The sequence below is a fragment of the Candidatus Pelagibacter sp. HIMB1485 genome, assembly GCF_052048055.1.
Classification (GTDB): Bacteria; Pseudomonadota; Alphaproteobacteria; order Pelagibacterales; family Pelagibacteraceae; genus Pelagibacter.
Genome location: NZ_JBNAIN010000002.1, coordinates 712,244 through 724,631 on the forward strand (window position 1 = coordinate 712,244; position 12,388 = coordinate 724,631).

Annotated in this window: 13 protein-coding genes; 6 read left to right on the forward strand and 7 right to left on the reverse strand. The window is 31.6% G+C overall.

Annotated elements, in window-relative coordinates; all coding sequences use genetic code 11:
• The first annotated feature begins 31 nt into the window (after positions 1-31).
• Complete coding sequence (locus tag ACTTA4_RS06165) at positions 32-1,084, forward strand: TRAP transporter substrate-binding protein (protein WP_440633972.1); 1,053 nt, start codon at positions 32-34, stop codon at positions 1,082-1,084.
• Between the two features lie 40 nt (positions 1,085-1,124).
• Here the strand turns inward: ACTTA4_RS06165 and ACTTA4_RS06170 are convergent, their stop codons facing one another.
• Positions 1,125-1,595 carry a tetratricopeptide repeat protein gene (locus ACTTA4_RS06170; protein ID WP_262589483.1) on the reverse strand — a complete coding sequence of 157 codons (471 nt, stop codon included), beginning with the start codon at positions 1,593-1,595 and terminating at the stop codon, positions 1,125-1,127.
• Positions 1,596-1,700: 105 nt separating this feature from the next.
• Here ACTTA4_RS06170 and ACTTA4_RS06175 point away from each other — a divergent pair, with 105 nt between their 5' ends.
• Positions 1,701-2,933: a cytochrome-c peroxidase gene (locus ACTTA4_RS06175; protein ID WP_440633973.1), complete on the forward strand. Its 1,233-nt coding sequence runs from the start codon at positions 1,701-1,703 to the stop codon at positions 2,931-2,933.
• A gap of 31 nt (positions 2,934-2,964) precedes the next feature.
• Complete coding sequence (locus ACTTA4_RS06180; RefSeq protein WP_440633974.1) at positions 2,965-4,047, forward strand: Gfo/Idh/MocA family protein; 1,083 nt, start codon at positions 2,965-2,967, stop codon at positions 4,045-4,047.
• Here ACTTA4_RS06180 and ACTTA4_RS06185 read toward each other — a convergent pair.
• The 4 genes from ACTTA4_RS06185 to ACTTA4_RS06200 are packed head-to-tail and all read right to left on the reverse strand — an operon-like array spanning position 4,040 to position 7,800.
• A complete protein-coding gene (locus ACTTA4_RS06185) occupies positions 4,040-4,960 on the reverse strand; it encodes an NAD(P)-dependent oxidoreductase (protein ID WP_440633975.1) in 921 nt (306 codons plus the stop codon). The two genes, ACTTA4_RS06180 and ACTTA4_RS06185, sit on opposite strands and share 8 nt — an antisense overlap.
• Positions 4,961-4,971: 11 nt before the next feature.
• Positions 4,972-5,955, reverse strand: coding sequence for a phytanoyl-CoA dioxygenase family protein (locus tag ACTTA4_RS06190; RefSeq protein ID WP_440633976.1), 984 nt, complete (start codon positions 5,953-5,955; stop codon positions 4,972-4,974).
• A gap of 31 nt (positions 5,956-5,986) precedes the next feature.
• The gene (locus ACTTA4_RS06195; protein WP_440633977.1) at positions 5,987-6,856 is read right to left on the reverse strand and encodes a 2OG-Fe(II) oxygenase; all 870 of its coding nucleotides are present in this window, start codon (positions 6,854-6,856) and stop codon (positions 5,987-5,989) included.
• A complete protein-coding gene (locus ACTTA4_RS06200; protein WP_262589476.1) occupies positions 6,856-7,800 on the reverse strand; it encodes a ketopantoate reductase family protein in 945 nt (314 codons plus the stop codon). The genes ACTTA4_RS06195 and ACTTA4_RS06200 overlap by 1 nt, the downstream gene beginning before the upstream one ends.
• Before the next feature lie 87 nt (positions 7,801-7,887).
• Here ACTTA4_RS06200 and ACTTA4_RS06205 point away from each other — a divergent pair, with 87 nt between their 5' ends.
• The 3 genes from ACTTA4_RS06205 to ACTTA4_RS06215 are packed head-to-tail and all read left to right on the forward strand — an operon-like array spanning position 7,888 to position 10,122.
• Positions 7,888-8,865, forward strand: a complete 978-nt coding sequence (locus tag ACTTA4_RS06205; RefSeq protein ID WP_440633978.1) for a DUF1907 domain-containing protein — start codon at positions 7,888-7,890, stop codon at positions 8,863-8,865.
• Positions 8,866-8,893: 28 nt separating this feature from the next.
• Positions 8,894-9,307, forward strand: coding sequence for a MarR family transcriptional regulator (locus tag ACTTA4_RS06210; RefSeq protein WP_262589473.1), 414 nt, complete (start codon positions 8,894-8,896; stop codon positions 9,305-9,307).
• Complete coding sequence (locus ACTTA4_RS06215; RefSeq protein WP_440633979.1) at positions 9,307-10,122, forward strand: 3-methyl-2-oxobutanoate hydroxymethyltransferase; 816 nt, start codon at positions 9,307-9,309, stop codon at positions 10,120-10,122. The genes ACTTA4_RS06210 and ACTTA4_RS06215 overlap by 1 nt, the downstream gene beginning before the upstream one ends.
• Here ACTTA4_RS06215 and ACTTA4_RS06220 read toward each other — a convergent pair.
• Positions 10,119-10,913 carry an HpcH/HpaI aldolase family protein gene (locus ACTTA4_RS06220; protein ID WP_440633980.1) on the reverse strand — a complete coding sequence of 265 codons (795 nt, stop codon included), beginning with the start codon at positions 10,911-10,913 and terminating at the stop codon, positions 10,119-10,121. The two genes, ACTTA4_RS06215 and ACTTA4_RS06220, sit on opposite strands and share 4 nt — an antisense overlap.
• A gap of 2 nt (positions 10,914-10,915) precedes the next feature.
• Positions 10,916-12,358: an NAD-dependent succinate-semialdehyde dehydrogenase gene (locus tag ACTTA4_RS06225; RefSeq protein ID WP_440633981.1), complete on the reverse strand. Its 1,443-nt coding sequence runs from the start codon at positions 12,356-12,358 to the stop codon at positions 10,916-10,918.
• Positions 12,359-12,388 lie beyond the last annotated feature (30 nt).

The following is a 12,388-nucleotide window of genomic DNA, read 5'->3' on the forward strand; positions in this document are numbered from 1 at the left end:
TAAATATATATTTAAAGAGAGGGAAAAAATAATGAATAAAATAATTAAATCATTCTTTTCATTATTATTCTTAATTAGTTTTACAGCTTCTGTTTCAGCTGCTGATTACAATTTAAGAATGACAATGAACTCCAATGATCAAGATGAAGACTATGATGGTGCAGTAGTATTTAAAAACTATGTAGAAGCAGCATCAAATGGAAAAATATCTGTAGAACTTTTCGTAGGTACACAGTTATGTTCTAAAGGAGCAGAATGTTTACAAGGTGTTTCTGATGGAAGCATCGACGTTTACATTTCTACTTCTGGAGGAGCAGCTGGTGTATTCCCATATGTTCAAGTTTTAGATTTACCATATCTAATGGCAGACGACAGAATTGCTGAAGATGTTATGCAAGGTGATTTTGTGAGAACTATGAGACAAATGGCTCTTAAAGATTCAGGCGATACAATAAGATTAATGACTATCGGAAACACTGGTGGATGGAGAAATTTTGCTAACACTAAAAGAAGAGTTGCAGAACCATCAGACATGAAAGGTCTAAAAATCAGAACTGTTGTAGCTGACTTACCTCAAGAGCTTGTAAGAGCTTTAGGTGCATCACCAACTCCTATTCCATGGCCAGAATTATTTACATCTTTTCAAACAGGTGTAGTTGAAGGTTCTAAAAATGGAATAACTGACATTATGAACATGAAGTTTCCAGATGCAGGTCTAAAATATGTTACTTTAGACGGTCACGCATACATGGGAGCACTTTGGTGGATGAACAATGCAAAATATCAATCTATGCCAAAAGAACTTAAGAAAGTTATTACGGATGGATTTTATGCATTGCAACAAGCTACATTTGCATCTCCAAAAAGAAAATCAATCAAAGCATATGAAGACTTTGTAGCAGGCGGTGGAGATTTATATGTTCCAACTCCAGCACAAAAAGCTAGCTTCAAAAAAGCTGCTAGTCCAGTTTATGATTGGTTTAAGTCAAATGTTAAAGGTGGCGGACAAATCTTTGACGCTTTAACAAGCGCAGTTGCTGATGCTGAGAAAAAAGCATCAAGTGCATACGACAAAGACTTATAATCTTAATTTAATGATGGGGCGGATTTAATTATTCGCCTCATTACCTAAACGGATAAATCCAAGCTTTGTAATCTTTAATAAGTATATGCGCTTTTTCAATTTGTTCAGGAGTCATTTTTTTAACAACTTCTTCTTGAGAAATCGCAGCATCAGGATCGCCTCCAATAGCAGACAAACCATACCACATGTAAGCTCTAACAAGATCAGGGGCAGGAAGTCCTCTACCGATTTCATAATACCACCCAACACCCGATTGAGCACCAGGATGACCTTTCATCGAAGATCTAAGATACCATTCAAAAGCTCTAACATCGTCTTGCTCAACTCCAAGACCCATTGCATACATTATTCCAATAAGCTCTTCAGCATCAGCGTTCCCAGATCTGGCAGCTGGCATCAGTTCTTCCATAGCTTCTTGAAATTTTCCAGCTTCCATCAAATCTCTAGCATTTTCAATTTCTGCAAAAACTATAGATGGAATAAAAAAAATTATAAAAAAGTATCTCAACATATAAAAATATTAATATTTATAATTCCATTTTTAATTTCAGCAAACAAAACATATTCAATTGAATTACCAAAACCTTTAACAAGTAATGATTTTCATAAAGTTGATATGGAAAAGGTTAAAATAGGAAGACTTTTATTTCATGATAAAATTTTATCTGCCAATCGTAATATTGCTTGTGCAACTTGTCATAGCCATGATCTAGGAGGGTCTGATGGACTTTCATTAGGAATTGGTGAAGGTGGACACGGTATTGGATTAGAAAGAACAGCTGGATCAGGGGATGATAAAATCAAAAAACGTATTCCAAGAAACGCTTTGGCATTATGGAATTTAGGATTTAAAGATATTACAACACTACTTCACGATGGTAGAGTGACTAAATCTGATATATTTGGAAATGGTTTTAATACTCCAGCACAAGAACTGCTTCCAAAAGGTCTTGATAATATAGTGGCGGTACAAGCTTTATTTCCAATGACAAGACAATTCGAAATGGCTGGCAATCCAGGTGAAAATGAAATTATAGGATTGGTTTCAAAAGTTGGTAAAGACAGCATGAGAATTGATAGAGTCTGGCCAGTAATTGCTCATAGAATAAGAGGAGTTCCTGAATATGTTGAGATGTTTAAACATGCTTTTGATGATGTGGATAATGCTTTAGACATAAATATTACACATATAGTAAACTCAATTGCAGCTTTTGAAATTCATGAATGGACATCTTTTGACTCTCCATTTGATGAATATTTAAACGGAAATAAATCAGCTTTAAATTCAAATCAGATTGCAGGTATGAATTTATTCTATGGCAAAGCTAATTGTAGTTCATGTCATTCAGGGTCTTTATTGTCTGATCAAAAATTTCATTCAATAGGTATTCCACAATTTGGACCGGGCAGAACCAGACCTTTCGATCCTTATGCACGTGATGTTGGAAGAATGGTTGAAACAGATGATGTGGATGACATGTATAAATTTAAAACACCTGCGCTAAGAAATGTTTCTTTAACGGCACCTTATGGTCATAATGGTGCTTATCCAACACTTAAGGGCATAATTAAACATCATTTAAATCCAGTAACTATGAATAAAAATTGGAAACCTCAATATGCAAATTTACCAAAGGCTCCATGGTTAGAACAAATAGATTTTGTGACTTTTTCTGACAAAAGAGAACAGGATAGAATTATTTCAAGTATAGATATCAAGCCAATAGATTTAAGTGAAAAAGAAATTGATCAATTAGTCTCTTTTTTACAATCTCTAACTGGAAAAAGTGGAAATCAAAGACCACTCGGTAAACCAGAAAAAGTACCAAGTGGATTAACAATTGATTAAATTTATTTAATTAAACTGATAGATAATAAATATGGAAAAAATTAAATATGGAATAATTGGAGCTGGCACGATGGCTCGAGAACATATTTTAAATTTATCTTTGATAGACGAAGCTGAAGTAGTTGCTCTTTCAGATCCTCACGAAGAGTCTTTGAAACAGTGCCAAGAACTCCTCAAAAAGGAAGTTGTTTGCTTTAAAAATCATCAAGATTTGATTAAAAAAAATTTAGTCGATGTATATATAATCTCATCTCCTAATTTTACTCATATTCAAATTTTAAAAGATGTAATTCAAACTAAGAAACACATATTGGTTGAAAAACCTTTGTGTACTAAGACAAAAGATTGTTTAGAAATAGAAAAACTTACTAAAGATTACCCATCAGTGTTTTGGACTGCAATGGAATACAGGTACATGCCTCCTGTTTCAAAATTTATTAAAGAAATTCACAACAAAACAATTGGTGATCTAAAAACATTAACAATAAGAGAACACAGGTTTCCTTTTTTAAAAAAAGTAAATGATTGGAACAGATTTGAAAAAAATACTGGAGGAACTTTAGTTGAAAAGTGCTGTCATTTTTTTGATTTGATGCGTTTTATTGTTAAGAGTGAGCCCGTAAGTGTTTATGCGAGTGGGGGACAAGATGTAAATCATTTAGATGAGGAATATGATGGGAAAAAACCAGATATTATTGATAATGCTTACGTAATTGTTAATTTTGAGAACGGCTCAAGAAGTATGCTTGAGCTTTGTATGTTTGCTGAAAATTCTGAAATGCAAGAAGAGTTAACCGCAACAGGAAATATCGGTAAAATTGAAACTTCAGTTCCTTCAAACGAGTCTGGGAAAACTACTTCTGATGTAAGAATTGGTATGAGAGATGGAAAAACTAAACAAGAAAGTATTAGTGTGGATCCTAAAATACTTGAAGCAGGACATCATCATGGTTCAACTTATTATGAACATTTAGCATTTATAAATGCAGTAAAAAATAAATTAAAGCCAGAAGTATCTTTGAATGATGGATTAATTGCAGTTGCTGTTGGAGAAGCTGCTGAGACATCAATTAAACTTGGAAGAGTAGTTAAGTTAAACGAGATAATTACTTAAAAAAATCAATTGCCTTTTTAACTATAAAATTGCTAACTCTAATATTTGACTCTGTAGTAACACCTGAAATATGAGGAGTTAAAATACAATTCATTTCAGATGTAATTCTTTCGTATAAATCTTTTTTAATAGGTTCATTTTCAAACACATCTAATGCAAATCCTGAAATTAGATTTTGATCATAAGCATTTATAAGATCATTCTCATTTACAACACTACCTCTAGAAGTATTGATTATAATTGGCTGTTTTTGCATTTTAGAAAATGAAGTCTTGTTGATTAAATTTTTAGTCTCTTCTGTTAATGGTAAATGTAAAGAAATAATATCTGCATTTTTAAATACATCTTCTAATGTAGATAATTTATAATTTTTTTCATTATCTTCTAATTTTTTAGTATAAGGATCATAAGCCAAAACATTTAGTCCATTTTTCAAACTATAGTCAGCAACTTTTCTGCCGATAGTACCAAAACCTACTATTCCAATACACTTTCCATTTATTTCAGCAGATTTAATAGTTGTTCTAGGCCAATCACCTTTGATCGTTCCATGATGAAACATAGGAATTTTTTTTATTAAAGACATAGAAGATGAAATCACATATTCAGCTACAGAATCTGCATTCATACCAGTTGCAGGTTGGACATGGATATTTTTGGTTTTACAAAATTCAGTATCAATGTTGTCTAAACCAACACCCAATCTTCCTATAAATTTTAAATTATTAGCGTTAGATAAAATATCTTTATTTACTTGAGTTTTATTTCTAACAATTAAACCATCACAATCTTTAATAATTTCTTTAAGTTCTTCTTTTTTTTCCCAAAGATTTTCATCAAATTTGATTTCAAAAGTATTATTTAACTCGTCTAAACTGTTTTGATTAATAAATTCAGTTATTAAAATTTTCATAATTAATTTTTTTATAACAATTTTGAAAGATCTCTTTTATTTGTTTTAAAAGTAGGAAGAGGATATTTAAAAGCGTATTTACGTGGGATACACTTTTCTTTTGCTTTTTCCCAAAGAGCTAACCATTGTTTAAAATTCTGAATTTTGAGATTTTTTTTGTTTTTACTTCTTACATAGAAATTTGGTAGCGGATCTCTTCCAGAAGGTTGGCCAGCTACGTTATATCTAAGGTCTGCACTTATTCTAAAATCATTTGATCTATTAGGTAAGGAGCAATGAATTGAATGTTTGTGTAAAAGAATTACATCCCCAACATCTGCCTCTAAATGAATATGTTCCATTTTATCCAGTAATTTACTGTCTTTAATTTCTACTTGGCCTCTATAACCAGCAATATGATTTAATAATCCCATTTTATTAATTTTCTTAACAGTAATCATGCACCCATTTTTTTTTGTAGTTTTTGTAAAAGGTATCCATACAGTAACCATGTCAGTCAATTTTTGCCCTTTAGGACTGAGAACCGCAGCATCCTGATGCCAAGGCGTTCTTCCACTTAAACCGTCTAAAATTGAACCTTTTGGTAATTTTTTTTCAGGTTGTTTAATTCTAGTATTTTGTACTGGATTAGACATGATTTCTTTTCCCAAAATTTTTTCAACAACATCTAAAATATTTTTATTAGTAATTAAATTCCATAAAGATTGAGTAGCAAAGTAATCACTATCTTTCTTAACGTGATCTCTTGGCAATCTAGTATTAAAATATTGATCTAAATCATCAATTTTTAATTTTGATATATAAGAATATTTTTTTTTAAAATCTAAATTAAGAACTTTTTTTACATCTTTTTTTTTTGCAAATTTTTGGATCAAACAATCCATTACAAATTCCATGTCATTAAGGATTGGCTTTAAATCTCTTTGATAGTTAAGAACATTTTTTACTTTTAAATATCCTTGTTCAAATAATTTCTTTTGTAGATTATTTGGCATTAATAGAACCTAGTAGAAATTTTTAACAATATCAATTCTTAGGAGCAGTTGTTAAATAATTTGCATCATGAAAAGAAGTTAACATTTTTTTCTTCGTACTGATGATGTGTGGATAGTAAGCTGTTCCTTTATAATTCCAAATAACTGGCTTATTGAGTGCGTAACTTCCATAAATAAAAAATCTTTTTGGACAGTTTTTTTCTATAAAACGTTTAACTCCATGATAAGAATTTGGTGTAGATTGAAAAAATACCACAGTTCCTTTCTTTGGAGTAAATGCTTTTACTATTTCTAATTCACTCATTTTTGGAAATCGCCTGAAACTTTTTCTTAAATTTTTCTTTGATTTTTTTCTATAAATTGTAAGTGATCCTCCATTTTTCTTTGGAATATCTGTTAGATAAATTAAGAAATTATACAATCTCGTAATATCATCTCTATGAGGACGCAGTCTGTATCCTCCTTTAGAAACCGAAAAATCAATATCTAAATTAACTTTTGGGTTAGTGTAATTGTTTCCTAATAATTTTTTTAATTCACTTGAATTTAATTTCTTTTTAATAGTAAATTTTTTTCGATTAAATATTTTTGGTTTGTGAGTGTTTGTCCAAGATCCATCTTTAAAATTTTTAGAAAAAAGAGTTTCAATTTTTTTATAAAATGCCTTGCTATTAAAAAGTTTGAAGAGTTTTGCAGAATTATTTGAAGATTTAATATAGTTATTAAAATTTTTTGAGCCTTTATTAATTCTGCTTCGACCACCCATTATCATGTCATCAAAAGCTTTAGATTTACTAATTTCATCGATTAATAAATTGCAAGTATTTTTCTCAACGACTTTATCTCCAACTAGTACAGGAAAATTACTTTTAATTTTTTTTAATCGATTAATTTTAAGCATTAACTATACATACCTTCTTTAACCTTGATCATTTTATACATCAGGTCATTTAAAGGTGTTTTTACTCCATGTTTTTTTCCAATTTTAGAAACAGCACCACTTATAAAATCTATTTCTGTTTTTCTTTTGTATTGAACATCAAAAGCCATTGAAGATTTGTTAGTTTGCATAGAATCTACAATTTTATTGAACATAAATAGACACTCATCTTCAGAAACATTAACTCCATCAGCAAGTGCTACTTCTCTTGTCTCTAAAATGATTTCTTTACCAAGCCCTCTTGAAACATCATTAGCCTTATTATTTACGTAAAGATCGGTGTGATGTAGGTCAAATATAGCTGAAAGAGGACCAATCGCTGTTAGAGCAAAAAGCTTCATCCATTTTCTTTTTTTAACATCTTCAGCTGCAATCATTTCTAAATTATGTGCAGTAAAAGTATCAGCTATTTCTGTAATTCTTTCCGTTATTCCTCCTTCATATTCACCAATCCATGAAGGCAATGCGCCATGGTTCATTATATGACCTGGTCCTAAAATATTAGAAGCTTGTGTTGTTGTTCCACCGATTACTTTTTCATTTCCAACGATACTTTGAATTATTGCTTCATGACCAATTCCATTTTGAAAAGACATGAAAACTGTTTTTTCACCAATAATATTTTTAATACTATTTAACGCTGGTTCTAATGCAGTTGCTTTACACATAACAATCACTGCATCCATCTTATCTAACGATGATGGATCTGAAGTAGCATTAACTTTAATTATACGATCACCACCGTGACCATCCATTTTCAAACCATCTTTATTAATTGCATCAACATGCTCTTTCCAAACATCAATTAAAGTTACATTTAAACCTTTTTCAGCTAGCAATCCTCCAAACAGACATCCCATTGCACCTGCGCCTAATACGGCTACTTTTAAATCTTTATTTATCATCGTTACCTTTTTAAAATTATTTATGTATAGAAATTATATATATTATCTATAGACAATATGCAAAATAAATTATAGCTTATTAACATCATGCAATTAAAAATAGAAAAAGGAACTTTCACAAATCATTCACTTGAAGATATAGCGAATGCATTAAAAAAAGGACTTTCAGAAAATTATAAAAATATTGAAGTAGAAGTTGTAGATTGTCCCAATCTTCGTGAATGGGATTGTCCATCTGAAGGAATAAGCGGTAACCAAAAAATCATTGATGTTGGTGGTGAACCATACATGCATGATCCTAATTTTATCGGTGCTGAATTTGATTACCAAGAAATTTCTAAAATGATTGGATCAGAAAAATCTTATGCATTAGGTGCTGGATCTGGTGCAATGTCGTGTTTAGATGGTCACTGCGGAGAATTAGTAATTAATGAAAATTTAATTACTGACGAATCTAGATCTATAATTGCAAGAGTAAGTCCTGATAAAAAATGTATTGTTGAAAAATATAGCGCACGAAAACACGGTGGACTTGGAAATATTTATTATACAGATGGTAAACAAGGAAAAGTAATTAAAATAAAAATCAAAGGAAGATCAGGTAATCAAGGTTCACTTCCGCAAGCAATGAGGTCTTCTTTATCTAATAATTTAAACCTCAATGAAAATAAACACATTGCTATCGGGGGTGTGTTTAGAATTTTAGAAGGAAAAGTAAGATCGCATGTTCAACCAGATTATAAAGATATCAAACATGAATACTATGATCCAAAACAAATGAAGTGTGTAAAAGATTTTCTTCAATTTTACGAACCTGTTGGTCCAAAATTGCAGTGTTATACAGTACTTTGGACTGGAGATCCTACAGGAGGAGAATTGAATTTAAGGGAGTCTGGTGAACATACACATTTTCATTCTTATGAAGACGATAAAGATGCTGGTCATTACCATTTTGATGTAACACCAGATGAAATAGAATATGAAGGATATTTTAATACAGCTTCAGAAGTGCATAGAGTGAATAATATTTATAAAGAACTACTAAGCAAAAATAGTATTGAATAGAAAACTTAATAAGTTTAAGTTTATTTAAATGAAAAGACAGTTTAAGTATCCAAAAAATTTTGAAGAACAGAAAAAAATTTCAAAATCAACTCAAAAAAGAATTACCTTAGCTGAAATTTCACTTGGAGATTTTGAAGGAAGGTTAGCAAATGATTTATTAAATTGGTTTTCTCTAACACCTCAACATTGGATTATGCTTCACATGGTAATGCTTGCTTATTATAAAAATAAATCTATTACAAAAAATGAACTATTGAGAGTTATAGAGAAATCTTATTTAACTTCTAACGTTTATATCGATACAGCAATCAAAAAAGGTTATTTTAGAATTATTAGAAACGAAAAGGACAAAAGATCAATTTTTATTTTACCATCAGTTGTTACCATTAAGACTTTTGAGGAATTTATTGATCGAAGAGACGTTCTTTATAAAGGTATTTAATGAAGAATGTATATACATGGGCTGCAAAACCAGCCAAAAGATCAACTACAGTAGGTGATTTAAAAGCGGCAAAAGGAAAAAGAAAATTTACTCAAGTTACCGCGAATACTGTTGATGAGGCTGCTGCAGCAGAAAAAGCTGGCTTTGACATGATTATTGCTAACGCTAAAAATGTTATTCCAGTTAGGGAAGGGTCCAAAAATCTTTTTTTAACCGCAGCTTTAGTTTTGAACGAATTTGTTACAGCAGATGATATTATGCGTGGAGCGTTCAAAGCTTTAGAAAATGGTGCTGATGCAGTGATGACGCCAAGAAGTATGGATATAGTAGAAATGCTAGCAAAGGAAGATGTGCCTGTTATGGGTCACTTAGGATTAGTTCCAAGAAAATCAACTTGGATAGGTGGACTTCGAGCAGTTGGTAAAACAGCAAACGAAGCTTATGAGTTATTTCAAAAATTTAAAAGATTAGAAGATGCAGGAGCTTTTTCTGCTGAGTGTGAAGTGATACCTGAAAATGTGATGGGAGAAATTTCTAAACGAACAGATATTGTTACTGTTTCTTTAGGATCTGGAAGAAATGCAGATGTGATGTATTTATTTATGGAAGATATTTGTGGTGATACCGAAAATCCTCCAAGACATTCTAAAGCTTATGGAAACTTATTAAAACTTAGAAATGAAATTAAAGTTGAAAGAGTTAAAGCTCTTAAAGCATTTAAAAAAGACTCTATAGCTGGAAAGTTTCCAGGTAAAAAACAATCTTCTAATTTAGATAAAAATCAGTTTGAAGAATTTTTAAATCAACTTGATTAATAAGTAGCGTCGTCATCTTTTTTAGACAAAGAACCTTTCATTTTATCTACAGTTGCTTTTGCACCAGCACTTAAAGCTCTTAAATCAGATGCTATTGTTACAAAATCGAAACCTTTTTCAATCATCTTCGTTGCGTATTCTGTTGTACCATTATGAATTCCTGCAAAAATATTATTTTTCTTTGCATGTTCTAGAATTCTCAAAATTTCAGAGTAAGCCTTTGTTGTTTCAGCTCGATCAAATCCAGGTTTTTCACCGATTGCTAAACTTAAGTCTGCTGGTCCAATATAAATACCATCAACACCTGGTGTAGACATTATATCATCTAAATTTTCTAAAGATTCTTTAGTTTCTATCATTGCTAATTTAAGAATTTCTTCATTAGCGTGATCTGGATAATCTGCACCACCATAAATTAATCCTCTAACAGGACCGAAACTTCTATAACCATCAGGTGGATACATACATGCTTGAACAAAATTTTCAGCTTCTTTTCTATTGCTTACCATTGGACAAACAATTCCATAACAACCAGCATCTAAAATTTTCATTATTTGTCCTGGCTCATTCCAATTAACTCTAGCAAGTGGAGTGACGTCTGTTGTCGAAATTGTTTGAAGCATTGGAAGGGCATTGCTGTAATCAACCAATCCATGCTGCATATCTATAGTTAAGGAATCCCAACCTTGATGTGCCATTGCTTCAGCAGATGCAGTACTTGGAATTGCGCACCAACCATTAATGACGGGTTTACCGTCTTTCATCATTTGTTTAATTTTATTTTTTCTCATTATTATACCTTTAATGCCATGTGCGTGTATTTAATGTTTAGATAATCTTTGATCGCCATTGATCCACCTTCACGTCCATAACCAGTTTGTTTGATACCACCAAAAGGAGCTTCTGCTACAGCAACTGCACCAGTATTAACAGCAACGCAACCAGACTCTAACATTTCAGAACCTCTGTTGGCTTGATCCATGTTATTTGTATACAAATAACTACATAAACCAAGGTCGTTATTGTTTGCTCTTTCAATAACTTCATCAAATGTTTTAAATGTAAGAACGGGTACGAGAGGACCAAATGGCTCTTCTCTCATAATCGTAAAATCGTCTTTTACATTATCAAAAACAGTTGGCTCATAAAAATAACCTTTGTTAAAACCCGAAGGTCTTTTTCCTCCCATCAAAACATCGGCTCCCTCATTTTTTGTTGTCTCAACTAGTTTTTCAATTTCCTCTAATCTTTTTGCAGTAGTTAAAGGACCTAAGATAGTTCCTTCATCCATACCATTTCCAATTTTTAATTTCTTTGCTCTATCCATAAAAGCACCGAGGAATTCATCTTTTTTATTTTCCTGGATATAAAATCTGTTTGGAGAGATACAAACTTGTCCATTATTTCTGAATTTTGCAGTAATCGCAATATCTGCAACTTTATTCATATCAACATCATCACAAACAATAAAAGGTGAGTGACCACTAAGTTCCATCGTTACTCTTTGAACTTTGTCTGCAGCTTTCTTTAATATTAATTTACCAACTCTTGTTGAACCAGTGATTGATACTTTTTTAATAATATCAGACTCTAATAATTCATTTGAAATTTCTGCAGGATCACCAGATAACAAATTAACCACACCATCAGGTACACCTGCTTCTTTACAGATATTAACTAATTCCATAACTGCACCAGGTGTAATTACATCTGGTTTACAAATTACAGAGCAACCTGCAGCTAGTGCTGTTGAAATCTTTCTTGCAGCCAAAATAATTGGAAAGTTCCATGGTATTAAAGCAGCCACAACTCCTACTGGCTGATAATAAACATGAACTCTTGTATCAGGAAATCTACTTTGAACTGTTTGACCGTAAATTCTTTTTGTTTCTTCAGCATTCCACTCAAATATATCAGCTCCTCCACCAACTTCCCCAACTCCTTCAGCAAGAGGTTTACCAACTTCAAGTGTTAACCATTTAGCAAGAACATCTTTTTTCTCTCTCATTAGATCTGCAATTTTTCTAATTACATATGATCTTTGCCAGGGAGTAGTGTTACTCCAAACTTTAAGACCTTTCTCAGCTGACTTTAATGCTTTTTGTACATCTGCTGACGATGCTTTTGATGCTTTTCCAATCACTTCTTCAGTTGCAGGATTGATTACATCATACGTCTCTTTTTTTTCTGCTTCTTGCCATTTTCCATCAATGAATTGTCCAAATTTGCTATACATAATTTTTTATTTTTTTAAGGTTTACTAAGT

Excerpts from the sequence above, each read along its gene's own strand:
- ACTTA4_RS06220 (WP_440633980.1), bottom strand. The coding sequence starts at position 10,913 with ATGAGAAAAAATAAAATTAAACAAATGATGAAAGACGGTAAACCCGTC.
- ACTTA4_RS06170 (WP_262589483.1), bottom strand. The coding sequence starts at position 1,595 with ATGTTGAGATACTTTTTTATAATTTTTTTTATTCCATCTATAGTTTTT.
- ACTTA4_RS06205 (WP_440633978.1), top strand. The coding sequence starts at position 7,888 with ATGCAATTAAAAATAGAAAAAGGAACTTTCACAAATCATTCACTTGAA.
- ACTTA4_RS06190 (WP_440633976.1), bottom strand. The coding sequence starts at position 5,955 with ATGCCAAATAATCTACAAAAGAAATTATTTGAACAAGGATATTTAAAA.
- ACTTA4_RS06200 (WP_262589476.1), bottom strand. The coding sequence starts at position 7,800 with ATGATAAATAAAGATTTAAAAGTAGCCGTATTAGGCGCAGGTGCAATG.
- ACTTA4_RS06165 (WP_440633972.1), top strand. The coding sequence starts at position 32 with ATGAATAAAATAATTAAATCATTCTTTTCATTATTATTCTTAATTAGT.
- ACTTA4_RS06185 (WP_440633975.1), bottom strand. The coding sequence starts at position 4,960 with ATGAAAATTTTAATAACTGAATTTATTAATCAAAACAGTTTAGACGAG.
- ACTTA4_RS06180 (WP_440633974.1), top strand. The coding sequence starts at position 2,965 with ATGGAAAAAATTAAATATGGAATAATTGGAGCTGGCACGATGGCTCGA.
- ACTTA4_RS06215 (WP_440633979.1), top strand. The coding sequence starts at position 9,307 with ATGAAGAATGTATATACATGGGCTGCAAAACCAGCCAAAAGATCAACT.
- ACTTA4_RS06225 (WP_440633981.1), bottom strand. The coding sequence starts at position 12,358 with ATGTATAGCAAATTTGGACAATTCATTGATGGAAAATGGCAAGAAGCA.
- ACTTA4_RS06210 (WP_262589473.1), top strand. The coding sequence starts at position 8,894 with ATGAAAAGACAGTTTAAGTATCCAAAAAATTTTGAAGAACAGAAAAAA.
- ACTTA4_RS06195 (WP_440633977.1), bottom strand. The coding sequence starts at position 6,856 with ATGCTTAAAATTAATCGATTAAAAAAAATTAAAAGTAATTTTCCTGTA.
- ACTTA4_RS06175 (WP_440633973.1), top strand. The coding sequence starts at position 1,701 with ATGGAAAAGGTTAAAATAGGAAGACTTTTATTTCATGATAAAATTTTA.